This is a genomic window from Enterobacter sp. Tr-810 (assembly GCF_011752765.1).
GTDB classification, from domain to species: Bacteria; Pseudomonadota; Gammaproteobacteria; order Enterobacterales; family Enterobacteriaceae; genus Enterobacter; species Enterobacter soli.
Genome location: NZ_VWWW01000001.1, coordinates 780,280 through 803,866, shown reverse-complemented (window position 1 = coordinate 803,866; position 23,587 = coordinate 780,280). Strand labels below are relative to the sequence as shown.

22 protein-coding genes are annotated in these 23,587 nt (G+C 49.9%); 15 read left to right on the top strand and 7 right to left on the bottom strand.

Going from position 1 to position 23,587, the window contains the following annotated elements; translation table 11 throughout:
- Positions 1–15: 15 nt before the first annotated feature.
- Positions 16–1,845, bottom strand: coding sequence for an acyltransferase family protein (locus tag F3J30_RS03860; protein WP_166715982.1), 1,830 nt, complete (start codon positions 1,843–1,845; stop codon positions 16–18).
- A 305-nt stretch (positions 1,846–2,150) separates the two neighbouring features.
- Here F3J30_RS03860 and yedD point away from each other — a divergent pair, with 305 nt between their 5' ends.
- Positions 2,151–2,564 carry a lipoprotein YedD gene (yedD, locus tag F3J30_RS03855; RefSeq protein ID WP_166715980.1) on the top strand — a complete coding sequence of 138 codons (414 nt, stop codon included), beginning with the start codon at positions 2,151–2,153 and terminating at the stop codon, positions 2,562–2,564.
- A gap of 55 nt (positions 2,565–2,619) precedes the next feature.
- Here yedD and amyA read toward each other — a convergent pair whose 3' ends face one another.
- The 4 genes from amyA to fliD all read right to left on the bottom strand — a co-directional run bounded on the left by amyA (position 2,620) and on the right by fliD (position 6,392).
- Positions 2,620–4,107 (bottom strand): alpha-amylase, encoded by a 1,488-nt coding sequence (gene amyA / locus F3J30_RS03850; RefSeq protein WP_166715977.1) that lies wholly within the window; start codon positions 4,105–4,107, stop codon positions 2,620–2,622.
- A 66-nt stretch (positions 4,108–4,173) separates the two neighbouring features.
- Positions 4,174–4,536 (bottom strand): flagella biosynthesis regulatory protein FliT, encoded by a 363-nt coding sequence (fliT, locus tag F3J30_RS03845; RefSeq protein ID WP_166715975.1) that lies wholly within the window; start codon positions 4,534–4,536, stop codon positions 4,174–4,176.
- Positions 4,536–4,946, bottom strand: a complete 411-nt coding sequence (gene fliS / locus F3J30_RS03840) for a flagellar export chaperone FliS (protein ID WP_166715973.1) — start codon at positions 4,944–4,946, stop codon at positions 4,536–4,538. The genes fliT and fliS overlap by 1 nt, the downstream gene beginning before the upstream one ends.
- Positions 4,947–4,955: 9 nt before the next feature.
- The gene (fliD, locus tag F3J30_RS03835) at positions 4,956–6,392 is read right to left on the bottom strand and encodes a flagellar filament capping protein FliD (protein WP_166715970.1); all 1,437 of its coding nucleotides are present in this window, start codon (positions 6,390–6,392) and stop codon (positions 4,956–4,958) included.
- 336 nt (positions 6,393–6,728) lie between these two features.
- On the opposite strand from fliD, the gene F3J30_RS03830 reads away from it, so the two are divergent.
- The 7 genes from F3J30_RS03830 (at position 6,729) to F3J30_RS03800 (ending at position 15,971) form a co-directional block, all read left to right on the top strand.
- Complete coding sequence (locus F3J30_RS03830) at positions 6,729–7,601, top strand: flagellin (protein WP_014070765.1); 873 nt, start codon at positions 6,729–6,731, stop codon at positions 7,599–7,601.
- Positions 7,602–7,800: 199 nt separating this feature from the next.
- Positions 7,801–8,505 carry a WbqC family protein gene (locus F3J30_RS03825; RefSeq protein ID WP_166715968.1) on the top strand — a complete coding sequence of 235 codons (705 nt, stop codon included), beginning with the start codon at positions 7,801–7,803 and terminating at the stop codon, positions 8,503–8,505.
- 176 nt (positions 8,506–8,681) lie between these two features.
- Positions 8,682–9,500: a hypothetical protein gene (locus F3J30_RS03820; RefSeq protein ID WP_211053080.1), complete on the top strand. Its 819-nt coding sequence runs from the start codon at positions 8,682–8,684 to the stop codon at positions 9,498–9,500.
- Positions 9,488–10,774 (top strand): ATP-grasp domain-containing protein, encoded by a 1,287-nt coding sequence (locus tag F3J30_RS03815; protein ID WP_166715963.1) that lies wholly within the window; start codon positions 9,488–9,490, stop codon positions 10,772–10,774. The genes F3J30_RS03820 and F3J30_RS03815 overlap by 13 nt, the downstream gene beginning before the upstream one ends.
- 193 nt (positions 10,775–10,967) lie before the next feature.
- The gene (locus F3J30_RS03810; RefSeq protein WP_166715961.1) at positions 10,968–14,399 is read left to right on the top strand and encodes a methyltransferase domain-containing protein; all 3,432 of its coding nucleotides are present in this window, start codon (positions 10,968–10,970) and stop codon (positions 14,397–14,399) included.
- 11 nt (positions 14,400–14,410) lie between these two features.
- Complete coding sequence (locus F3J30_RS03805) at positions 14,411–15,565, top strand: DegT/DnrJ/EryC1/StrS family aminotransferase (RefSeq protein WP_166715958.1); 1,155 nt, start codon at positions 14,411–14,413, stop codon at positions 15,563–15,565.
- A 13-nt stretch (positions 15,566–15,578) separates the two neighbouring features.
- Positions 15,579–15,971 carry an adenylyltransferase/cytidyltransferase family protein gene (locus tag F3J30_RS03800; RefSeq protein WP_014070759.1) on the top strand — a complete coding sequence of 131 codons (393 nt, stop codon included), beginning with the start codon at positions 15,579–15,581 and terminating at the stop codon, positions 15,969–15,971.
- A gap of 34 nt (positions 15,972–16,005) precedes the next feature.
- On the opposite strand, the gene F3J30_RS03795 is transcribed toward F3J30_RS03800, so the two are convergent.
- The gene (locus F3J30_RS03795) at positions 16,006–17,202 is read right to left on the bottom strand and encodes a sulfatase-like hydrolase/transferase (protein WP_166715956.1); all 1,197 of its coding nucleotides are present in this window, start codon (positions 17,200–17,202) and stop codon (positions 16,006–16,008) included.
- A gap of 268 nt (positions 17,203–17,470) precedes the next feature.
- Between F3J30_RS03795 and F3J30_RS03790 the strand changes: the two genes are divergently transcribed.
- From F3J30_RS03790 to sdiA, 7 genes are all read left to right on the top strand, one after another.
- Positions 17,471–18,190, top strand: a complete 720-nt coding sequence (locus F3J30_RS03790) for an RNA polymerase sigma factor FliA (RefSeq protein WP_014070758.1) — start codon at positions 17,471–17,473, stop codon at positions 18,188–18,190.
- Positions 18,191–18,244: 54 nt separating this feature from the next.
- Positions 18,245–18,796 (top strand): flagella biosynthesis regulatory protein FliZ, encoded by a 552-nt coding sequence (gene fliZ, locus F3J30_RS03785; protein ID WP_166715954.1) that lies wholly within the window; start codon positions 18,245–18,247, stop codon positions 18,794–18,796.
- An 86-nt stretch (positions 18,797–18,882) separates the two neighbouring features.
- Complete coding sequence (gene tcyJ / locus F3J30_RS03780; protein ID WP_014884382.1) at positions 18,883–19,683, top strand: cystine ABC transporter substrate-binding protein; 801 nt, start codon at positions 18,883–18,885, stop codon at positions 19,681–19,683.
- Between the two features lie 107 nt (positions 19,684–19,790).
- Positions 19,791–20,777, top strand: a complete 987-nt coding sequence (dcyD, locus tag F3J30_RS03775) for a D-cysteine desulfhydrase (RefSeq protein ID WP_166715951.1) — start codon at positions 19,791–19,793, stop codon at positions 20,775–20,777.
- 21 nt (positions 20,778–20,798) lie between these two features.
- Positions 20,799–21,467: a cystine ABC transporter permease gene (tcyL, locus tag F3J30_RS03770; protein WP_166715949.1), complete on the top strand. Its 669-nt coding sequence runs from the start codon at positions 20,799–20,801 to the stop codon at positions 21,465–21,467.
- Complete coding sequence (gene tcyN, locus F3J30_RS03765; RefSeq protein WP_014070753.1) at positions 21,464–22,216, top strand: L-cystine ABC transporter ATP-binding protein TcyN; 753 nt, start codon at positions 21,464–21,466, stop codon at positions 22,214–22,216. The genes tcyL and tcyN overlap by 4 nt, the downstream gene beginning before the upstream one ends.
- Before the next feature lie 222 nt (positions 22,217–22,438).
- On the top strand, positions 22,439–23,161 hold the full coding sequence (gene sdiA, locus F3J30_RS03760) for a transcriptional regulator SdiA (protein ID WP_166715946.1): 723 nt from the start codon (positions 22,439–22,441) through the stop codon (positions 23,159–23,161).
- Positions 23,162–23,227: 66 nt separating this feature from the next.
- On the opposite strand, the gene F3J30_RS03755 is transcribed toward sdiA, so the two are convergent.
- On the bottom strand, positions 23,228–23,452 hold the full coding sequence (locus tag F3J30_RS03755) for a DUF2594 family protein (RefSeq protein WP_014070751.1): 225 nt from the start codon (positions 23,450–23,452) through the stop codon (positions 23,228–23,230).
- Between the last annotated feature and the right edge of the window lie 135 nt (positions 23,453–23,587).

The following is a 23,587-nucleotide window of genomic DNA, read 5'->3' as shown; positions in this document are numbered from 1 at the left end:
TATGCCCCATTTTGATTAGTTTAGCTTTTTTGATATGTTGTTAACGAACCATATTGATCCTGGATAAGTCATATGAGTATTATCCCACTGCATCGGAATCACTGGTTTTTTTCCCACAGTCACTTTACATGCAGCATTGCTACAAAGAATATCGATAGCAGATATATAAGCTGAGTTGGCCGAAGCACTCACTATTTTTTCAATAAGCTTGTCATTGCCCAAAACATTCTTGGATGGATCAAAGAGAGCAACAGGAAGTGTTCCCTGTGGATTTAAGCCGTTTGCCTCAATGACTTTAGGCAGCGGATCATGCCAGAACGGGAAAGGACCAATCACTACAGTGCGAATACCTGCAGAATTCAACATTTTCAACGTGTCAGCAAGGTAATCCTTAAACGGGTATTGTGACCAGAAGGCCGCCAGAACTACCAGTTTAGGCTTAACACGCAACAATTCGTCTGTAATATTTTTATTGGTGTCTTTACATAAAGGGCGCTGGTTATTTTCCGCACCATACAACGGTCCACACAGGCTGGATGTACGTTGCGTCAAATTCTCATTTTTCAGTACTGATCTAAATCCAGGCATCAGTTGCGCAGCATGGGAATCTCCCCAGATAACAATCGAATCTGAGGTCATTTTATCCTGACACTTTGAAAAAACTGAATAATCCTGCCGTGGATTCAGGAAACAAGTGTCAGGTCGCCACTCTTTATTATTGAAACGGTAGGTGATGACATCATTCATATCACCCTTGAATCTGAACGTTGCGCCATGGGTCTGTACTACCATAAAAGCACACGCGGTGATGACGATGGCACTGACAAAATCGGTACGGAGCCAGTTTCTTTTTCGGAATGGCATCTCGATAAGATAGTAAGAGATCACGGCCAGAATGAATGACACCGCAATTCCTGCACCGATGTTAATGGCATCCATCTCTACTCTGTAGTAACGCATCACCACGATAACGGGCCAATGCCACAGATACCAGGAGTAGGAAATGGTACCGATAAACTGAGCAGCTTTGTTTTTAATGAGATACGCGTTTTGATTATTCGCAACGATAACCAGTGCTGCACCTGCCACCGGAATCAACGTTGCCAGACCCGGCCACGCCTGCGATCCCTCGGCTGTAAAGAGCGAAAACAGAATAAGTAGCAGGCCGGGAATATTGAGCTTAGACAGGTGCTTGAAGTTCGTAAGTGCACCACGGCTGCTGATGATATATACCAACGCACCCGCCAACATTTCCCAGGCTCGGGTTGGCAGCAGGTAGAAAAGATCCTCTTTCGTCCCTGATAACCCCAGGGCCACATACACGAGAGACAAACAAAATAGTGCCAGAATGGAGAGTGATACCGGAAGCCGGCATTTCTTGATGGCTAAAACAATCAGCGGATAGATCAAATAAAACTGCCATTCAACAGACAATGACCAGGTATGCAACAAGAAATTGAGGTCTGAAGAAGGGTCGAAGTAACTTGAATGAGCAGCGTAATAGTTATTCGAATAGAAGAGCAATGATGCGGTAGCATTTCTGGCGAGCAGCTCGAATTCGCTGGTGCTTAACGAGAAATAGCCAAATATCAGCAACGCTAATATGGTTGCGACCAGTGCAGGAACTATGCGTAAAAAACGAGCAGCGTAGAAATCGAAGATCCCTTTATGGTCAACTTTCTCAAGTACGATACCCGTCATCAGGAAACCGGATATTACGAAAAATACATCAACTCCTGTGAATCCTCCGGAAACGTAGGGAACACCAAAGTGATATAGCACGACACTCAGGACAGCAAATGCGCGCAGCCCATTGATATCGAGCCTGAATTTTTTGTAGCTCATTTTGTAACCATCATTCCGAAAAGCCAAACCTGGCAAAAAATAAGATAAGGATGATAGACGCTTTATCCCGGCCAGTCATCCAACTAATCAATGTTATTAGCAGCATAGCGATTTAGCTCACTGTAATTATCAGACTGTTTGCGATGACGCCAATTTTTGATTAATAGATGGACTGTGGTTCCATACAGTGCCCTGTTGGTTTTTTATCAAAAAAACAATCTTAAGCATGGCGGGAAATTATCTTCCACTGGCAGCCTCAACGCTTTAATGCCACAATCTTTTTTTCTTCGCACGCAGGAAAGATGATGAAAAAAATAGCAATTGCTGGCGCGCTGCTGGCATTGACCGGGTGTGTTCAGGTTGATAACTATCAGGATGTCATTAAGCATCCGGTTCCGCAGCATCTGGCGGGGTACTGGCAGTCGAAAGGGCCGCAAAGCAAAATGGTGAGCCCGGAGGCGATTGCCACGCTGGTGGTCACGGAAGAGGGCGATACGCTGGATTGCCGTCAGTGGCAGCGCGTTTTGGCTGTGCCGGGGAAAATCATGTTGCGTTCAGACAGTTATTACAACGTGACCAGCAAGCTGGATATCTATCCGCTTGAACGCGAAGGTTCAACGCTGGAGTATGATGGCATGGAACTGCAAAAGGTTGACCGTCCTACCGTGGAATGCGCAGATTACCTGAGCAAAAATCCGCTGGCGAGCAAGCTGCCCTAAGCGTTGTTGCCGGGTAGGGGCTTTGCCTACCCGGCCTACACATCACTGCTGAACTTTACAGAACATCTTCCATCACCCACACGCTGACGCTTCCGCCGTTGCAGGTGAAGACCCCTTCGCCGTCCGCTGCCGTTGTGACGGTTTCTTCGCGATTACCCAAAAAATCACGCCAGCTTTTATTCCCGTAGTTCTCGCCCAGACACAGGGTTTTCTCCCCGTCATCACCGTTAGATAACACCACCACACAGCCTGGGTATTCTTCCGTCCCGCTACGGCTAAACGCAATACAGTTTGGATGATCAAAAAACAGCGTCTGAATCCCGTGGGCAAAACGCTGACGCGCCAGAATAAGTTCGTGAAGCTGTTCGATAACCGGCATATCAATATGATAAGTCTCGCCATCACCGCCCACGTCGTCATAGCTTGCGCCGAATAAATCCGGGTAAAACACGCTCGGTACGCCGTTTTCACGCAGCAATATCAGGGCGTAGGCCAGCGGTTTAAACCAGGACTCCACTGGCGCTTCCAGCGCCTGCAAGGGCTGGGTGTCGTGGTTTGCCACCAGGGTGACGGCGTGGAAAGGGTCAGATTCGACCAGCGTGTCGGTAAAAATCTGGCTCATGTCGTAATCACGCCCCTGGCGCGAAGCCTCGTGGAATTTCATTTGCAAAGGCGCATCAAACAGCATGGTTTTGCCGTCAACCTGATTGATGTAGTTCTGCAATTTATCCACTTCATGCGACCAGTATTCCGCCACGATAAAGAGGGGCTGGGTGGCAACCTCCTGAACGTGCTCAATCCACTCTTTGTAAAACCAGGCCGGAATATGTTTTACCGCATCCAGACGAAAACCATTGCACTGGGTTTGTTCCATGACCCAGCGTGCCCAGTATTTTATCTCTTCGGTCACGGCATGATTACGAAAGTCGATGTTCTCGCCCATCAGGTAATCAAAATTCCCCATCTCATCATCAACCTGGTCATTCCAGCCTTCACCGCTGTAGTCATTAACGATCTTAAAGATGCCGTCCAGCTCGGGATTTTCAATATGGTCGATGCCACTGAAACATTTAAAATCCCAGACAAATTGCGAATACTGACCCGCGCGGGCGGGGAAGGTGTAGCGGGTCCAGGCTTCGCAGCTAATGACTTCATCGTCAATTTGCGTGCGGTCCTGCTCGTTTACACGCTGGACATGAATAGATTCTTTCTCATCTGCCCCCATTTTATGATTCACCACCACGTCCAGCAGCACGGCGATATCGTTGCTTTTTAACGCGGCAATGGCTGCCAGAAGTTGGGCCTTATCACCGTATTTGGTGGCGACGCTGCCTTTCTGATCAAACTCACCGAGATCGAACAGGTCGTAAGAGTCATATCCAACGGAATAGCCGCCCGATGCGCCTTTATACGCGGGAGGGAGCCAGACCATATTGATGCCAATTTCATTAAGATTGGGGGCAAGAGCTGTAACTTCTCGCCACAATTCACCGCCAGAAGGGTAATACCAGTGAAAGCATTGCAACAGGGTGGGGTTTTTCATCGTCCGTGCTCCAGAAGCCGTTTGGCTGACTTCTGGAGTATGGATTAAAAACGACGGAGTGGGGGGCTATTGGGTCAGATTGTCCGGGAAGAGCACTTTGCCGGACATGCTGCCGTACGCGGTGGTGACGGAGTGCTGTTTACCGGTGGTATCGATAAGACCACGCAACTCTTCCATTCGTACCTGTAGCAATCCTTTTAATTCCGCTTCGTTGGCGAGTACGCGCTTCAGTAAATCTTTGGCCTGCTCGGTCTGTAGCGTGTTGTTCGGACTAATAGGATTTTGTGCAATGCGTTCGACAAGCTGCACATAATTCACTTCTTGTTCAATCAATTCATCCCATTTGCCTGAATGGGCGAGGTTTAGCATGGAAACGCTGAGAGCATGTAACGCATGCCAGTCAGTCAGTGATGGGATGAAATTTGTCATCAACGCATATCCTGATGGGTAGAAGCCGTTTCGCCAATTTGTTTCCACGCATCGGCGATGTTATTCAGCAGTCCCTCAACTTCAATAATGGTTTCAACGTCGTTATGCATGTTAGCCAGTAACAAGCGGCGCACCATATAGTCGTAGAGCGATGCCAGATTATTGGAAAGGTCACCTTCTGCATTCATATCCAGTCCTGCTTTAAGGCCGCTATCAATAATGCTGATTGCTTTTGACAGCGCCTCGCCTTTAGATACCAGGTCCCCCTGCTCCAGGAACAGTCTCGCTCTGACCAGGGCGCTTAGCGCCCCGTCAAAAAGCATCACAATCAGCTGATGAGGGCTAGCACTCATTACCGCGCTTTCCACGCCCACCTTCTGATATGAAAGTGCACCACTTTGGCTATACATATTAAATCCTTAACTGCTGGACTTACTAAACTGCGACGTCAGGTACGTTGAAGTACTGTTCATCTTGGTTACCAGGCTATCCAGCGCAGTGAATTGCGCTTTGTAGCGAGCCATAGTGGCTTCGATGCTGGCTTCCGTTGCGGTGTAGCGTTTGTCCAGGGTTTTAATCGTGGCATTGATACCGTCCTGCGCACTCTGGATCACCCCTTCGCTACCGGCTGATGTATTCAGCATGTTGGTCAGAGAAGTCCCCATCGTGGTCGCCAGACCGGTTGTTTTACCATCACCGATGAAATAGGCCTGAACGGCTTCAGGATTTTTGGTCAATGCGGCGCTCAGTTTGTCAGTGTCAACTTTCAGGTTGCCGGTTGAACCATCTGAGCCCACTTTAGGATCCTGAGTGATCCCGAACTGCGCCATGATGGCATAAGAACCCGACTGTACCTGCGTCAGTTGGCTGCGCAGCTGTGCCTGCACGCTGCGAACGGTACCGTCACCCATCAGCGCGCCGTTAGAGGTTGACTGACTGTCTGCGCCAGCATCAACGGACACATATTTCGTGACGCTGGCAATGGTAGACTGCAGCGCGTTGTAGGCCGTCACCCAGTCGTTAACTGCTTTTGTCGTTGCGTCTGTTGAACGCGTAACGTCCAGCGATTCATCGGCTGAGCTTTTGGCTTTCAGCGTAAGCGTGACGCCCGTTAATGCATCGTCAATTTTATTGCTGGAACGCTCAATCATAATGCCGTTAATGGAGACGCGGGCATTTTGTGATGACGTCTGTACGCTCATTGCGCTTGAGGTACTGTCATGACCAATCAGTTGCTGGAGCGTGTCATCGCCATCAACGGTGACCGTCATATCCCCATCCGTTCCCGTTGATTTGGAGGTCAGGAACAGACGATATTCACCGTCATCCGCTTTCATGACGGTAGCCGAGACGTTGCCGCCCGCTTTGTTAATCTCGCTGGCGATACTTGTCAGAGAGGTTTGCGAGTCTGACAGCGTAATTTTAAGCGGATCTTTCGTGCCTGGCTGCGTGATGGTTAAAGTTCGCGTGCCGTCAGTAGTCGTCCCGCCCAGCTGTTTAGTACTGCTGTCGATATTACCGGACATCAACACCTGAGCTTTAGCAATCTGGTCCACGTTAACCGTATACGACCCTATCGTGGCATCGGTAGAGGTTGTAGCAGAAAACGCAGTATTAGAACTGGTAACGGAAGTTGCATTCCAGGTTGAAGCTTTACCTAACGCGGTCGTTGCCGTTTGCAGGTTGGTCAGGGCGCTTTGCAGCTTACCGTATGCACTTAACTGAGCGGTATAGGTCGTTTTCTGGTTGGTAATCGCCGTAAGCTTAGTATTTTCAGCCGTTTCAAGGTTGTTATAGAGCGTGGCCAGCGGCAAACCAGAACCCACACCCAAATTACTCAAATCAACAGTAGCCATGTCAGAATTCCTTGCGTCTTTGATTTAACTTGACTCTGTATCGGCATCAATGAGGAAAAGTTTACACACGCAGTGAAAAAATAATCGATAGAAAAGGGCGACCGGTTGGTGGTAAATAAGCCGATTGTCTGGTTGAAACATAACCAACATGGCCAGCTGGCAAACACTTTAGTCAGACTTGAGTAAATTTAAATATAATAAAATCAATGACATGAAAGTTTTTAATGGATTGATTCTAAAGTCCCTTGAAGTTGGGTCGATACCCTTTTTGACGGTGAGAGACGCCGTGAGTGTTAGGCACCGAACCTAAACCCAATTTTTGAAGGAAAGAAAATTATGGCAGTTATCAATACTAACCTGTTGTCCCTGACTACTCAGAACAACCTGAACAAATCTCAGTCTTCTCTGGGCACTGCGATCGAGCGTCTGTCCTCCGGTCTGCGTATCAACAGCGCAAAAGACGATGCTGCTGGTCAGGCGATTTCTAACCGCTTCACCTCTAACATCAAAGGCCTGACTCAGGCTGCGCGTAACGCAAACGACGGTATCTCAATCGCTCAGACTGCTGAAGGTTCTCTGAACGAAATCAACAACAACTTGCAGCGTATCCGTGAACTGTCCGTACAGGCTCAGAACGGTACTAACTCCGGTTCCGATATCGACTCCATCCAGTCTGAAGTTAACCAGCGTCTGGACGAAATCAACCGTGTTGCAAGCCAGAGCCAGTTCAACGGCATCAAAATCCTTGCTTCTTCTAACTCTGACACCACCATCAAAATCCAGGTCGGTGCTAACGATGATGAGAAAATTTCTATCAGCATCACTGGCAACAGCGGCTGGAACAAATACAACGCAACAGGTACTACCGGTGTTACTACTGGTCTGGCAACGGGCGAAAGCCGTAGCGTTACCACCAAAGGCTTCGACGTACTGGCAACCAACGTACTGTCAGCTATCGATGATGCACTGAAAGCTGTAGATACTCAGCGTTCAGACCTGGGTGCGATTCAGAACCGTTTCGAATCTACCATTTCTAACCTGAACAACACGGTCACCAACCTGACCGCTGCACAGTCTCGTATCCAGGATGCTGACTATGCAACTGAAGTATCCAACATGTCTCGCGCGCAGATCCTGCAGCAGGCTGGTACTTCTGTACTGTCTCAGGCAAACCAGGTTCCACAGACCGTTCTGTCTCTGCTGCGTTAATCGGTTTACTCTCCGATATACAGACTACCGCCTTTATGGCGGTAGTTTTTTTGTTATGCGCTTCTATCTTCTGAACAGAAAGCGATTCCTTATTTTCTTCCGCCATTCAGCATCAGCCCGCTTTGCTACGATAACCTCATATCCTGGAAACAAGCCGTGTGGATCTGGGGAACGTCGCGCTATCAGCAGGAGTACCTCCGTGAAAGTATCCATCATGCAGCCCTATATCTTTCCGTGGATTGGTTATTTTCAACTTATATCGCAGTCAGATATTTTTGTGCTCTACGACGACGCGAATTATATCAAGCAGGGGTACATCAACCGTAATAGTCTGCTCTGTAACGGGCAGGTACAGCGATTTACCTTGCAGGTGCCTGGTGCCTCCTCTTTTAAACGGATCGGCGAACTGACGTTTAGCGATCAAATGACAAAAATCGTAAAAACGATCGCTCAGAACTATCGCAAAGCGCCTTATTTCTCATCGGTTATGCCCCTGGTCGAAAAGGTTTTATTACACCCCAATCGCGATATTACGTTTTGCTGCCAATTAGCGATTGAGTCTATTTTTGATTATCTTGGACATAACCTGACGATTTTGCGTTCTTCCTCCCTTTCCTACGATCGCCATGAGAGTGCAGAGAATAAAGTCATTGGCATGTGCCACGATCTCGGTGCCAGCGTGTATGTCAATAATCTTGGCGGGCAGCATTTATACAATGCAAACCACTTCGCACAGCGCGGGATAGCGCTACGTTTTCTGGAGGGGAGGAATATGCCGTATTATCAAGGGATAGACACCTTTGTGCCGAATCTGTCCATTATCGATGTGTTAATGCACTGTGCGCCTGAGCAAGTTAGACGCGCGCTGGAGACGTATTCCTGTTCAACCCCCCTTGTAGAATGAAAAATCAAACCTTTGGCGGTTATCTGCCGTTAGAATTATACGCTAACGATGAAATGTACTATCCCGAGGCATTGCGCTATCGCTCAGCAAGAAATGCCTTGTCCCATCTTCTTTGCATCATTAAACCAGCGAGACTGTGGCTGCCCCGACTTATCTGCAACAGTGTTGTTGATGCAGTGACAGCATCGGACACGGAGATCCGCTGGTATTCCCTGGATGAGCATTTTCTGCCTGAAGATTGCGGATCGTTTAATCAGCAGGACATCTTCCTGTACGTGAATTACTTCGGGCAATGTGACGAGCAGGAGGCGCGGCTGGCCGCGTTCATCCCACCTGAACGCACGCTGTTCGATCATTCTCAGGCGTTTTATTCCCGGCGTGAACGCGCGCTGGGCAATCTCTACTCGCCGCGCAAATTCTTTGGTGTCCCCGATGGTGGGATCCTGGATACCTGCCGCGATCTTCCCTCACCGCACAGCAGCGATAACACGTCACACCTGCGATGCTTGCACCTGCTTTTACAACATGAGCAGGGCACCTCTGCGGGATACGCTGCTTTCTTGCAGGCCGAAGAGACGTTAGATGAATATGTTCCCTTCTCAATGTCCGCGCTGACTGAGAGAATGCTTCGTAGCGTTGATTACCTTCAGGTTAAAGTACAGCGGGAAAGAAATTATGCCCTGATGCACTCCATGCTAAGCGATCTGAATGGGTGGCGATTCTCCCCTCACAGCGCAGAGGGACCCTTCTGTTATCCCTTCTTTATGCCGGGACGACAATTACATCAGGCGCTTATCAATAAAAATGTCTTTGTGGCAACGTACTGGCGTGAGGTGCTGCAACGGGTTGAACCCGACAGCGTAGAGGCTCGCTTTGTGAATAACGTAGTGCCGTTACCTTGCGATCAGCGTTATAGCGAAAACGATATTCGCGAGCTTTGCGCGCGTGTCAGAACGGTTGTGGAAGAGGGAAGGGAACAAGCATGCAAGCAATGAAAAAACTCAACGTACTGGTCTTTCCCTGCGGATCGGAGAATGCGGGGGAAATTGCACAATCGCTTCGCTATTCTCTGCATGTTAATCGGCTGATTGGCGCCTCCAGCTGCGAGGATCATGGTCGCCTCCATTTTGCCGACTACATTGGGGACGTTCCCTATATCTCTGCACCGGAGTTTGATACCTACTTTGCCGCGCTGCTCGAACAGCATCAGGTTGACGTCATTTTTGCCACACATGATTCCGTTTGCGAAAAGCTCGCCAGTCTGGCGCTCCCGGCCGCGTGCTATCTGGTTAACGGGGATAAAACCACCACGCACATTGCCCGCAGAAAAAGTGCAACCTACGCACATTTCGCCGGTGCTGATTGGCTTGCGCACGTTTACCCCGAGGGGGTCGTGCCCGACTGCTGGCCGGTCATTGTGAAGCCTGACTGCGGGCAGGGTGGTAATAGTGTCGGCCTGGCTCACGATCGTGGTGAGCTTGAACACCTGCTTCGAACCGTTGAAGCACCCGTTGTCGTTGAATATCTTCCCGGTGATGAACTGACGGTAGATTGCTTTACCGATCGCCACGGCAGGTTAATCTGGACCGGGCCCCGAACGCGCGAGCGCGTCAGGGCAGGGATTGCAATGCGTTCCCGGTTTACCCCGCTGGAGCAAGAGATAGCGACTATTGCCGAGAGTATAAACGCCCGGCTGGCCTTGCGCGGCCCCTGGTTTTTCCAGATAAAACAATCCCGTACAGGGCAGTGGAAATTGCTGGAAATTTCTTGCCGCATCGCCGGAACGATGGTTGCTCAGCGGGCGAAGGGGATTAACCTCCCTTTGATGGCGCTGCATGACTATATGGGCCGAGACGTCACTCCGCTTCCGACCCCTCATGTTGCGGAGATTGAACGGTCGATAAAGACACGGGCCGTGCCGACACTTGAATATGGCCGCGTTTATGTTGATCTCGACGATACCCTGATTGTTAACGATTGGCCTAACCCGGTGGTGCTTGCCTTTTTATACCAGAGCCGGGCAAGCGGAAAACGCCTCTTTCTCATCACCCGCCACGCCTGTGAGCCGCTTGAAACCTTAAACAAGGCGGCCATTTCGCCTTTGCTGTTTGATGAAATTATTCATCTGAGGGAAGGCGAGCAAAAATCTTCACGCATCACGGGCCCGGCGATGTTTATCGATAATTATTTCCCGGAAAGGGTCGATGTTGCCCGGCTTGAAAACATCCTGGTGCTTGATGTCGATGCCGTCGAGTTTTACCTGCGCTAAGGCGAGGCTGACGGTGAAACCTTACGCCGGTGTTTGGCAAAATTTACGCTGATGCTGTAGGGGGACGCCCTGTAAACTCAGCGTTATCCGATAGAAAGAATTAACTCCATAATTAGCGTTTACTCTACCAATGGTTACTACAGCGCGCTGCTAGGATGAGGAAAATGACTTCAAGATCCTAAAGGATAGCGCTGTGTTCTCATTAGATTTACCGCAAAGTTTTAGTCTCGCTTCCGTCTCATCCGCGATCCCTAAGTCTGATTCGGTGGCTCCCTATCTCTGCGTAAATAGAATTCAGGCCAGCGCCTGGCTTTACGGTGCCGAGGGGGTCGATCCTCATTCGGCGCGCGTGCTCGATCTGGGGTGCGGTGATGCCTCCCACCTCTTACCTTTTGCGCTCTCTTATCCGCAGGCAACGATTATTGGTATTGATTTGTCCCCGGACAAAATCGAGGCGGGCCAGCTACAGATGAGGCTGGCGGGCGTCGACAATATCCAGCTTTTCTGCGCCGATCTGGCGACGATTTTAGGTGGAATCGACCAGACGTTTGATTACATCATCATCCATAACGTATTTTCTCTTCTCGATGCGGAGTCCAGAAAGGCATTGTTTGCTTTTTGCTGCCAGCATCTCAGCGTAAAGGGCGTTATCGCCGCAGAGTGGCTGACGCAGCCGGGCACCGGCCTCGCTCAGATTATCAGGGATGCGATTGCCCTGCATACGCGTGATGCGAGCAATGAAGAGGTGCAGATTGAAAGCGCCAGGGCTGCATTAACCTGGCTCTCGCTGGGAATGAGCAACCATCCGGCCCGCGAAGCCTTAGCCGAGCTGATTAAAGAAGCAGAGGCGATGGAAGATGACATCTTTGCGCTGCGCTATCTGCACGGAATGGAAAATGCGACCTATTTTGTCGACTTCCACCAGTCAGTTGAACAATCGGGTCTGCAATATCTGGGGGATTTGTTCCCCTGGAGAGAGTGTCCCCAGCATTATGGCGAAAATGTCGCGGCGCTTTCAGAAGCCGTCTGCCCCGGCCAGGAGCACCTTTTACAGCAGCAATACCTTGATTTTTCGGTTAACCGCCGCTCGCGCTTTAGCCTTTTGAGCGGGGATACTGAGAATCAGGCGCGTTCAGCTTCTCCTGATTTAACGCGTTTGCGCGATCTTCACTGGGCCGGCAGTTTCCGTCGCGTGGTTGACGGTGAGGGACATGTTCAGAACCGCCTGCGTTCCGAGTCCGGTCATTTTGTGGCAACGGATGATGTGGTCACGCTCTCAGTACTTGACGTGGTGGGTAATGCCTGGCCGCTTAGCCTCAGCTTCGAGCAAATCGTTTTCCATACTCATTCTCCTGAGGACGATCTCCAGGAGCATGAGAATAACGTGCTCCTTTCGTTGGGGGCCTTGTTTATGCAGGATACCGTTGGGCTTCACTTCCAGCGCGTCACCTCAGCGTATAACACCAAACGTTCCACGCACCTTGAAATCATTTTTGGCCGCGCTTTCCACCAGATCAAAGCGGGGTTCAACCTGTGGGGAGAACCGGTTGAACTGACGGCGCAGGAAGTCTCGATTCTGGAGAAAGGTGACCTTATCCATGCTGACGTTAAACGCATTGATGAGCTGCGCCGTAAAGGGATCATGATCGGAAGCCCGGCCTGCTGGCGGGCACATTTCCAGCGCTTAATTACGCAGGTATATCCGCACGAACTTGCCGACAGCTTATTGCCGCTGATCCTCTTCTCTTCGCCACCGCATGCCGGTGGCTTTGAGGATGCGCTCTCAGACAGCGTGAATAAAACGCTGGATAAGAAAGATACTCAGCCGGTCGATCAGAAATTGATTGATCGTATGCATGCCCTCATTGCGCGAGAAGAGTTTGCTAAAGCCCGTGAACTGGCCCGCGAGTTAACGCAAAAATCAGAAAATAATCCTAACGCGTGGCTGGAGCTGTCCCGCGTCTACAGCCGTACGATGGAATATGCTGCCGCGGTCCGGGCGATCGGCCGCACCCTTAGCATTACCTCGATTAACTGGGATATCTATTTTGAGCTTTCAATTGCGCTCTGGAATCTTGAGAAAGGCTGGCTTACGGGGAGGGTGGTCAGAGCCATATTGCGTGCGAATCTGAATAACGGGCTTGCCTGGAACTCGCTGGCACATATGTATGCTGAGTTTAAAATAGTAGATAAGGCAGAAGTCTGTTTTGAAAAAGCGTTGAAAATCATGCCAGAGAACAGCGGCATGCTCTCAAATTATTCGGCGCTCATTTCAGAAAAACTGCGCATGGATGAAGCCATTGCGATGATGCGCAAAGCCATCCGACTGTCACCTTCAGATATGAACCTTTACAGCCGTCTCAATTTTGAGCTCTCCCACAGCGGTGAATGCTCCCCGGCTGAATTGTACGAACAGCATCGGGTGTACGGTCGCCAGGTTGAAAAATGGGCGAAAGGACAGAAAACGGCGTTTACATGGTCTGCGGATAAAAACCCTGAGCGCCGTCTGCGTATTGGTTTTGTTTCGGGCGATCTGTGTCGCCATCCGGTGACCTGGTTCCTGAAACCCTACTGGATCAATATTGACCGTGATCTCTACGAACTCTACGTCTACAACACCTCGCCAATTTATGACGAAGTTAGCGAAACTTTTGCGAAAACAGCGGCGAAGTGGCGCAACGTCTTCTCCGAGAGTTCAGTGGAGCTCGCGCGTATCATCAACGGTGATGAAATTGATATTCTGATCGATCTGTCCGGACATACCGGATATAACCGGCTGCCAACCTTCGCACTGAAACCCGCACCCGTATCAATCGGGTGGATTGGCTATCCATGCACCTCCGGGCTGAAGGAGATGGATTACCATATCTGCGGGACCGGTATGGCCACGCCGGGGGAGCTGGACGATCAATTCTCAGAAAAGCTGATCTTTATGTCGATGCCGGTGCAGTACGAGCCGCCAGCAAATTCTCCGGACATCAACCCTCTGCCGGCGCTGTCATCAGGAGTCTTTACCTTTGGTAGCCTGAACAGACCGAAGAAGATCAGCGATAAAGTTATTGAAGTGTGGGGCCGACTGCTCGCCGCTGCACCACAAACGCGCCTGTTGATTGGCTATATGCCTTCTGAAGATGTTATTCAGACCTTACGGACCAAACTGGAGGCTCATGGGGCAAGGCCAGACCAGCTGACTTTCCGCATGAAGATGCACTTCGATGAATATATGCGCATGCACCACGAAATCGACCTGATGCTCGATACCTTCCCTTATGACGGCGGCACGACCAGCAACAACGCCGTATGGATGGGCGTGCCGATGGTTACCCTCAACGATAAAACGATGGCAGGCCGCCAGGGCAATGAGATTATTAAGGCATACCAGCTAGAACAGTTCCTGGCCGCAGACGAGGACGCTTATTTTGAACAGGCCCTGGCCTGGACCGAGAAACGGGAAGAACTCAACACGATCCGACTGACCATGCGAGAGCGCTTCGAGAAAAAGAGAAATCAGGTTACTGAGCCTGCCCGTACCTTCGAGGCAACCCTCCGCACCGTCTGGGAAAATTACTGCTCAGGCCATAAACCAAAAAGTTTTGTCGTAGACGGCGACGACCATAACGCTTAAGAGAGTTAACCATGCGTGAGAATATTTTTGTCACCAGTCCGTTGTTGCCGCCTTTAGAAGAGTTCATTCCGTATCTTGAACAAATCTGGCAAAGCAAACAGCTCACTAACTCGGGGCCTTTTCATCAGCAGCTGGAAAAGGCACTGGCTGAATATCTTGGGGTGAAGCATTTATCGTTGTTCTCGAACGGTACGCTGGCGTTGCTTACGGCGCTTCAGGCATTAAGAATAAAAGGTGAGGTCATCACCACACCTTATTCATTTGTGGCAACGGCGCATACGATCTTGTGGAATTCGCTGACGCCGGTCTTTGTTGATATTGATCCCGTAACCTGCAACATGGATCCTAAAAAAATCGAAGCGGCGATCACCCCAGAGACGACGGCGATTTTGCCAGTCCATTGCTATGGAATCCCCTGCAATGTACAGGAGATCCAACGCATTGCAGATATGTATGACTTACGCGTGATTTACGATGCGGCACATGCTTTTGGCGTCAAAGAGCAGGGCGAAAGTATCCTCAATCATGGGGATCTCTCGGTGCTGAGTTTCCATGCGACTAAAGTCTTCAACACCGTTGAAGGCGGGGCAATTATCTGTCAAGACGCGAAGATGAAAAAGCGCATTGACGATCTTAAAAACTTTGGTTTTGCAAATGAAACCACGGTTGTTGCCACGGGTATCAATGGCAAAATGAATGAAGTTCAGGCAGCCTTTGGGATGCTACAGCTTCAGCATATTGATGAGGCTTTAGAGAAACGGAAAATTATCTATGATTATTATCGTGAGAGCATCGCAGATATTCCGGGGATCACCCTTCTTGAAAAGCCGACTGGAATTGAGTGGAACTATGCTTATGCGCCTGTTTTTGTTGAACCATCGTCGCCGTGCACGCGTGATGAACTTTATGAAAGCCTGAAGCCGCACGGTATTTTCACCCGGCGTTACTTCTATCCGTTAATTTCTGAGTTTCCAATGTACAGGGGATTGCCAAGTGCGCAACCTGGCATGATGCCGGTCGCTGAAAGTATTTCCGCGAGCGTATTGTGCCTGCCTGTTTTTCCAACCTTAACGCTTGATGAGGTTGAAAGAATTGTTGGGTTAATTCGTGCGCAGATTGAAAGCCATCAGTTTTCAATTGAGCCTCCGCTCTGTAAAACGGCTTGAGCAGGTAAAATAGATGAAGCGAGTTATCACCTTTGGTACGTACGATGTTTTTCATATCGGACATATTAATATTCTTGAGCGTGCCGCGCAGTTGGGGGAGTACCTTATTGTGGGGATCTCCTCTGACAATCTGAGTTATAAAAAAAAGCAGCGCTATCCGCTTTATTCTCAGGATGACAGGATAAAAATAATCAGTTCAATGCGTTGCGTTGATGAAGTCTTTATTGAGGAGTCGCTTGAGGATAAAGCCCGCTATATCCAGGAAAAAAATGCAGACTTACTGGTCATGGGGAATGACTGGGAAGGGCGATTTGACTGGGTAAAGCCCTGGTGCGACGTGGTTTATCTTCCTCGTACACCGTCAATATCGACAACAGAAATTATCGAAATTGCCCGGGCCCGTTAGAAAAAAACCCATCATTATGATGGGTTTTATACATTCAGAGCAGGCTGTCTTTCCTGGCAATATAATCCTGTAGCAGTTTCGACATCTCTTCGTACGCCGTCATGATAATCTCCTCGCAGCCCGGAGATAAAAAGTTCTGAATATGCGGGTGGGCTCCGGCAGAGCGACCAATGCCCAGTCGTTCATAGTCGATCGTCATTTTACCCTTCACGTTTTTCATATAGTCGAGCAGATTGAACTGGTTAGCGCTATCGGCTTGCCAGGCATACATTTTGTACTCGCCCTTAACATACAGCAGATGAAAAAGCTCAGACGTGATGGAATAGCCCTTGCGGAGCGGGGTATGAGGTGAATCACCCGACTGTGCGGCAAAGAGGTTTCGGCTGTAGCAATACTTGCGTTCGCCAGAGAGGGCGGACCAGGTTGTCGGCGTTTTTTCCGTCATGACAGGGATATCCAGCATGTCGAACACCGTTTTCTGTAGATCAATCATGCTCACAAGATGATTAATATCGCGAGCTTTATGGTGGCTATTATAAATGAAGGCAGGCGTGTGGACTAACGATGTATAAGGCTCAATCGCATGGGCAAAGCCACCATTTAAGCCGTGATTCCAGAAATCGTCACCGTGATCGCCAAAAATCACCAGAACGGTGTTTTCCATCTGTTTGTAATTCATCAGCAAACGCAGAATATCGCCGACGGTGCTATCCATACTCTCGTATCCGCGCTGCCAGCGAACAAAACTGTTTTCACCGGCGGACTTATAGCTATCCTGATAGCAGAGGTGGCTGCTGAGGTTCCAGATATAGAGCGCGAAAGGTTGTGAGCGGTCGGAAATGATACTTTCCGCGTTATGCACCATTTCATTAGCCGTTGAGAACCATTTGAATTTATCGCTTTCACTCCAGATCTCATCGAAGTTAGCCCAGTTGATGGGATAACCTAATCCTGCGGTGCGATATCCTGCCTGGCGAAGCTGGTCAAACATGGCGGGTGCTTTACGATTTGGCGTCAATCCCACTTCAAAATTCACATTGTGCTCAAGAACATTATCATCGCCATGCAGCAAGTCACTTACCGCCATGAAAGAAGACGTCGCCGATGAGATGAAATTATTCAGTCGTAATGAATGAGGAACAAGGCTATTGAGGCAGGGAAACCACTGCCGGTGGCTGTAAATTGCCTGATTGAGACTTTCAAGATGAATGAATACAACGTTCTTTTTCATGGATATTCCTTGGCCTGGCTACGATACGATTGACAAAAGACGATGCCGTAGAGGCAGAATGTCGATGACGCTGCCTTGATTTAGCGATGAATAAAGTAGAATGAGCATAAGTAATCAAAAGATCCGTTGCTCCCAAATACAGTATGAAATGATGTTCAGACCACAACAGTTTAAATAACCCCTCATTTCACCCACTATTCACCCAATTAAAACCCCTCCAGAATCGGATAATCATGCCGATAACTCAACTAACGCAGGGCTGTTTATCGTGAATTCACTCTATACCGCTGATGGTGTAATGGATAAACACTCGCTGTGGCAGCGTTATGTTCCGCTGGTGCGTCACGAAGCATTGCGCCTCCAGGTGCGTTTGCCGGCGAGCGTGGAACTGGACGATCTGCTACAGGCGGGCGGTATCGGGTTATTGAATGCAGTTGACCGATACGACGCTCTGCAAGGAACGGCATTTACTACTTACGCAGTACAGCGTATTCGTGGTGCGATGCTGGACGAGCTGCGCAGCCGTGACTGGGTGCCGCGCAGTGTTCGCCGCAACGCACGCGAAGTGGCACATGCGATGGGGCAGCTGGAACAGGAACTGGGACGCAACGCAACGGAAACTGAAGTGGCGGAACGTCTTGGCATTGCTGTTGAAGAGTATCGTCAGATGTTGCTCGATACCAATAATAGCCAACTCTTCTCTTATGATGAGTGGCGTGAAGAGCATGGCGATAGCATCGAGCTGGTAACAGATGAACACCAGCAAGAAAACCCGTTACACCATTTAATGGAAGGTAATTTACGCCATCGCGTAATGGAAGCTATTGAAGCTTTACCAGAACGTGAACAACTGGTGTTGACCCTCTATTACCAGGAAGAGCTCAACCTCAAAGAGATTGGCGCTGTTCTTGAAGTGGGTGAGTCGCGGGTCAGCCAGTTGCACAGCCAGGCCATTAAGCGCTTACGTACTAAGCTGGGTAAGTTATAGGTGATTGATTCACCTGAAAAATGCCGCACAACGTATTGACAACCAGGAGTTATCATGACGGTGCAGCAATCAAAAAGACGGCCTCTAAGCCGCTACCTGAAAGACTTTAAACACAGCCAGACGCATTGCGCCCACTGTAATAAATTACTCGACCGTATCACGCTGGTTCGTCGTGGCGAAATCGTGAATAAAATTGCGATCTCTCGCCTCGACACATTGATGGATGAATCAGCATGGTGTGAAGAGCAAAAAGAGTGGGTGGCGCTTTGCCGTTTCTGTGGCGATTTACACTGCAAAGAGCAAAGCGACTTCTTCGACATTATCGGCTTCAAACAATTCCTGTTTGAACAAACGGAGATGAGTCATGGCACCGTGCGCGAATATGTGGTTCGCCTGCGTCGCCTTGGCCAGCATCTGACCGTGCATAACATTTCTCGCGATCTGCTTAAAACCGGTTATCTGGATGAAAATCTGGAGCCGTGGTTGCCTGCAACCAGCACCAACAACTACCGTATTGCACTGCGCAAGTACGCGCAATATAAGGTACAAATGCCGGGTGTGGTGAAGCAGAAAGTCCACGCAGAGACAACTTCTGATATATATTAAAAAAGAATAAGATGTAGCGCAGCCGCCTTTGACGTTGCAGGCGAATTCACTACACTACTCAAAAATTCCACTATATCGGGGTACTTATGAAATTAGCACTTCTGGGTCGTCAGGCGCTGATGGGTGTAATGGCTGTTGCGCTGGTCGCTGGCATGAGCGTGAAAACGTTCGCGGCGGAAAATCTGCTGAATAAAGTCAAAGAACGCGGCACGCTGCTGGTTGGGCTGGAAGGAACCTATCCTCCGTTCAGCTTCCAGGGCGATGACGGAAAACTGACCGGTTTCGAAGTGGAGTTTGCCGAAGAGCTGGCGAAACATCTTGGCGTAAAAGCCTCGCTCAAACCGACCAAATGGGACGGGATGCTGGCATCACTGGATTCTAAACGTATCGACGTGGTGATTAACCAGGTGACCATTTCTGATGAGCGTAAGAAGAAGTATGACTTCTCTACGCCATACACCGTGTCCGGTATTCAGGCGCTGGTGAAGAAAGGCAACGAAGGCACCATCAAAACCGCTGCTGACCTGAAAGGCAAAAAAGTGGGCGTCGGTCTGGGGACTAACTACGAAGAGTGGTTGCGCCAGAACGTGCAGGGTGTTGACATCCGTACCTATGATGATGACCCAACCAAATACCAGGATCTCCGCGTTGGTCGTATCGATGCCATTCTGGTTGACCGTCTGGCAGCGCTGGATCTGGTGAAGAAAACCAACAACACCCTGGCCGTAGCGGGTGATGCGTTCTCTCGTCAGGAGTCTGGTGTTGCAGTGCGTAAAGGCAACGAAGATCTGGTGAAAGCCATTGATGCGGCCATCGCCGACATGCAAAAAGATGGCAGCCTGAAGGCGCTCTCCGAGAAGTGGTTCGGGGCTGACGTCACGAAGTAAGTCGTTGGCTGTAAAAAAAGGCGCTTTTAAAAGCGCCTTTTTTATTTCTTACGCGTCTGCGTGCATAATAAAAAGTATCTAATAAAGACAGCGTTACCGGAGGATCCATGTCACTGCAAAATTTAACGCGCTTCCCACGCCTCGAGTTTATTGGCGCACCCACGCCGCTGGAGTATTTACCGCGATTTTCTGATTATTTAGGGCGCGATATTTTTATTAAACGTGACGATGTGACGCCAATGGCGATGGGCGGCAATAAGCTGCGCAAGCTGGAGTTTTTGGCCGCAGATGCGTTGCGCGAAGGAGCAGATACGCTGGTGACCGCCGGGGCGATTCAGTCCAACCATGTACGCCAGACGGCAGCCGTAGCGGCAAAGCTGGGCCTGCACTGTGTGGCTCTGCTGGAAAACCCGATTGGCACGCGCGCAGAAAATTACCTGACCAACGGTAACCGCCTGCTGCTGGACTTGTTTAATACTCAGGTCGAAATGTGTGACGCTCTGACCGACCCGACGGCACAGCTTGATGAGTTGGCCACGCGTCTGGAAGCGCAAGGATTTCGTCCGTATGTTATTCCGGTAGGTGGCTCGAATGCGCTGGGTGCGCTGGGCTATGTGGAAAGCGCGCTGGAAATTGCTCAGCAGTGTGAAGGGGCAGTTAATTTATCCTCGGTGGTGGTCGCCTCTGGCAGCGCAGGGACCCACGCCGGGCTGGCAGTAGGTCTGGAGCAACTGATGCCCGAGGCGGAGCTGATTGGCGTGACGGTTTCCCGAAGCGTTGCCGATCAGAAACCGAAAGTGGTGACCTTGCAGCAGGCGGTGGCAGAGCAACTTGAACTTCAGGCGAAGGCCGATATTGTTCTCTGGGATGACTACTTTGCCCCGGGCTATGGCACACCAAATGAAGAGGGCATGGAAGCAGTAAAATTGCTGGCCCGTCTGGAAGGTATCCTGCTTGACCCGGTGTATACCGGCAAGGCGATGGCAGGGCTTATTGATGGTATTGCGCAGAAACGCTTTAAGGATGAAGGCCCGATTTTATTTGTCCACACTGGCGGGGCACCCGCGCTGTTTGCCTACCATCCTCATGTCTAAACATCAGGTAGAAAAATAATAATGCAAGAAAGTATTCAACTGGTTATTGATTCGTTGCCGTTCCTGCTAAAAGGTGCGGTATTTACGTTACAGCTCAGTATCGGCGGGATGTTCTTTGGCCTGGTGCTGGGGTTTGTGCTGGCATTGATGCGGATGTCGCCGGTGCTGCCGGTACGCTGGCTGGCGCGTTGTTATATCTCTGTCTTTCGTGGCACACCGCTTATCGCGCAGCTCTTTATGATCTACTACGGTTTACCGCAGTTTGGTATTGAGCTTGATCCGATCCCGGCGGCGATGATCGGCTTGTCGCTGAATACCGCGGCCTATACCTCGGAAACCCTGCGCGCGGCGATTTCCTCTATTGATAAGGGCCAGTGGGAAGCGGCGGCCAGTATCGGTATGACGCCATGGCAGACGCTGCGCAGGGCAATTCTGCCGCAGGCAGCCCGTGTGGCGCTTCCGCCGCTCAGCAACAGCTTTATCAGCCTGGTGAAAGACACCTCGCTGGCGGCAACGATTCAGGTGCCAGAGTTGTTCCGCCAGGCGCAGCTTATTACCTCGCGTACGCTCGAAGTCTTCACCATGTATCTGGCGGCCTCGCTGATCTACTGGGTGATGGCGACGGTACTGTCTGCGCTGCAAAACTATTTTGAAAACCAGCTTAACCGCCAGGAGCGTGATCCGAAATGAGTGCTATCGACGTCAAAAACCTGGTGAAAAAATTCCACGGACAGACGGTACTGCACGGTATCGATCTTGAAGTTGAGCAAGGAGAAGTGGTGGCGATTATCGGGCCAAGCGGCTCCGGGAAAACCACGCTGCTGCGCAGTATTAATTTGCTGGAGCAACCGGAAGGCGGAACCATTCGCGTGGGTGATATCACCATCGACACCGGGAAGTCTATCAACCAGCAGAAAGGGCTGATCCGCCGTCTGCGTCAGCATGTCGGGTTTGTCTTTCAGAACTTTAATCTTTTCCCGCACCGGACCGTGCTGGAAAACATTATTGAAGGGCCGGTCATCGTAAAAGGCGAGCCTAAAGACGAAGCCACCGCCCGGGCCCGCGAGCTGCTGACGAAAGTGGGGCTTGCCGGTAAAGAGACCAGCTACCCACGGCGTTTGTCTGGCGGCCAACAGCAGCGTGTGGCCATTGCCCGCGCACTGGCTATGCGTCCTGACGTGATCCTGTTCGATGAACCCACCTCTGCGCTTGATCCTGAGCTGGTGGGGGAGGTGTTGAACACTATCCGCCAGCTGGCGCAGGAGAAACGCACAATGGTGATTGTGACGCACGAGATGAGCTTCGCCAGAGATGTCGCCGACCGGGCGATATTCATGGATCAGGGGCGAATTGTAGAGCAGGGGCCGGCAAAAAGCTTATTTGCTAACCCACAACAGCCGCGTACCCGCCAGTTCCTCGAAAAATTCCTTATGCAGTAGCATTTATGCACTAATTTGCTCCAGATTTTTCCCCTGGAGCAAATTATTCTCCCCTGAGCCCTTTCGTATTGTTTTTTTATTCCGCACACTTCGGATTAACCGTATTAAAACTGAAGTTAATAGTCATATAGCCGATATTTTGTATATCTAAATAAGTTTTATGTGTTAGTTTATATTCACCATAATAATGATTATCTTTATCAGAGGCTTCATTCAGTCAGTATGAAGGAAACAGACTTTTTCACATGGCGTCGGGAATGCTTTCTCCGGTTTCAGGAAATGACAACCGCCGACGAGGTTTATCTCGAACTTCAGAGACAAACTCAGCAACTGGAATTTGATTATTTCGCTCTCTGCGTTCGTCATCCAGTACCATTTACACGCCCTAAGATTTCTGTGCATACCACTTACCCCGCACAGTGGTTAGCGCAATATCAGTCAGAGAATTATTTCGCCATCGACCCGGTGCTGAGACCTGAGAATTTTGTTCAGGGGCATTTACCCTGGACTGATGAATTATTCACTGACGCTCAGGCATTATGGGACGGAGCGCGTGACCACGGCTTACGCAAAGGAATAACGCAGTGCCTGATGTTACCCAATCATGCGCTGGGTTTCCTTTCCGTATCGCGTACTAGCCTGGTGGAGAATACCTTCGACGGCGAAGAAATAGAGTTGCGCTTACAAATGCTGGTGCAAATGGCCTTAACGTCTTTACTGCGATTTGAACACGAGACGGTAATGCCGCCTGAAATGAAATTCAGCAAACGTGAGCGGGAAATTCTGAAGTGGACGGCGGAAGGAAAAACCTCAGCAGAAATAGCAATCATTCTCTCAATCTCAGAGAATACGGTTAACTTCCATCAGAAGAATATGCAGAAGAAATTCAACGCACCCAACAAAACGCAGATTGCCTGCTATGCGGCGGCGACGGGGCTTATCTGAAGCAAAAGACGTTCTGCGTGGCAGACGAGGACAACGGCTGAATGCAACGCATCCAGCCGTTTTTTTTTACTGGCGGTAAGCTTGTTTAATTTGCTTAACCGTATTGGCAAATACCGCTGATTCAGCCTGGTCTTCCATTTGCGCGATTTGTTTTTCCATCTTAATGATCACACGACCGGCGTCAGCCTGACCCATTGCCTGCAGCATCAGCGTCAGCAGCGATTTCAGGCAGGATACTTCCTGTGCCAGTTCTTGGTTATTCTCCGCAGTGGCGAATTCAGGTGTGCTCATTTATTTTCCTCATTATAAAACAGCGCTTGAGCGCGACGATGAAAGTTAAGGCCGCGGAGTATACCACAAGCCGTGTCAAAAAATGCAGTGGTTGTTTTTCGTACTTTTACGCTTTTTGTTTATTCGCGTAAACAA

Excerpts from the sequence above, each read along its gene's own strand:
- F3J30_RS03860 (WP_166715982.1), bottom strand. The coding sequence starts at position 1,845 with ATGAGCTACAAAAAATTCAGGCTCGATATCAATGGGCTGCGCGCATTT.
- yedD (WP_166715980.1), top strand. The coding sequence starts at position 2,151 with ATGAAAAAAATAGCAATTGCTGGCGCGCTGCTGGCATTGACCGGGTGT.
- amyA (WP_166715977.1), bottom strand. The coding sequence starts at position 4,107 with ATGAAAAACCCCACCCTGTTGCAATGCTTTCACTGGTATTACCCTTCT.
- fliT (WP_166715975.1), bottom strand. The coding sequence starts at position 4,536 with ATGACAAATTTCATCCCATCACTGACTGACTGGCATGCGTTACATGCT.
- fliS (WP_166715973.1), bottom strand. The coding sequence starts at position 4,946 with ATGTATAGCCAAAGTGGTGCACTTTCATATCAGAAGGTGGGCGTGGAA.
- fliD (WP_166715970.1), bottom strand. The coding sequence starts at position 6,392 with ATGGCTACTGTTGATTTGAGTAATTTGGGTGTGGGTTCTGGTTTGCCG.
- F3J30_RS03830 (WP_014070765.1), top strand. The coding sequence starts at position 6,729 with ATGGCAGTTATCAATACTAACCTGTTGTCCCTGACTACTCAGAACAAC.
- F3J30_RS03815 (WP_166715963.1), top strand. The coding sequence starts at position 9,488 with ATGCAAGCAATGAAAAAACTCAACGTACTGGTCTTTCCCTGCGGATCG.
- F3J30_RS03805 (WP_166715958.1), top strand. The coding sequence starts at position 14,411 with ATGCGTGAGAATATTTTTGTCACCAGTCCGTTGTTGCCGCCTTTAGAA.
- F3J30_RS03800 (WP_014070759.1), top strand. The coding sequence starts at position 15,579 with ATGAAGCGAGTTATCACCTTTGGTACGTACGATGTTTTTCATATCGGA.
- F3J30_RS03795 (WP_166715956.1), bottom strand. The coding sequence starts at position 17,202 with ATGAAAAAGAACGTTGTATTCATTCATCTTGAAAGTCTCAATCAGGCA.
- fliZ (WP_166715954.1), top strand. The coding sequence starts at position 18,245 with ATGACGGTGCAGCAATCAAAAAGACGGCCTCTAAGCCGCTACCTGAAA.
- tcyJ (WP_014884382.1), top strand. The coding sequence starts at position 18,883 with ATGAAATTAGCACTTCTGGGTCGTCAGGCGCTGATGGGTGTAATGGCT.
- dcyD (WP_166715951.1), top strand. The coding sequence starts at position 19,791 with ATGTCACTGCAAAATTTAACGCGCTTCCCACGCCTCGAGTTTATTGGC.
- tcyL (WP_166715949.1), top strand. The coding sequence starts at position 20,799 with ATGCAAGAAAGTATTCAACTGGTTATTGATTCGTTGCCGTTCCTGCTA.
- tcyN (WP_014070753.1), top strand. The coding sequence starts at position 21,464 with ATGAGTGCTATCGACGTCAAAAACCTGGTGAAAAAATTCCACGGACAG.
- sdiA (WP_166715946.1), top strand. The coding sequence starts at position 22,439 with ATGAAGGAAACAGACTTTTTCACATGGCGTCGGGAATGCTTTCTCCGG.
- F3J30_RS03755 (WP_014070751.1), bottom strand. The coding sequence starts at position 23,452 with ATGAGCACACCTGAATTCGCCACTGCGGAGAATAACCAAGAACTGGCA.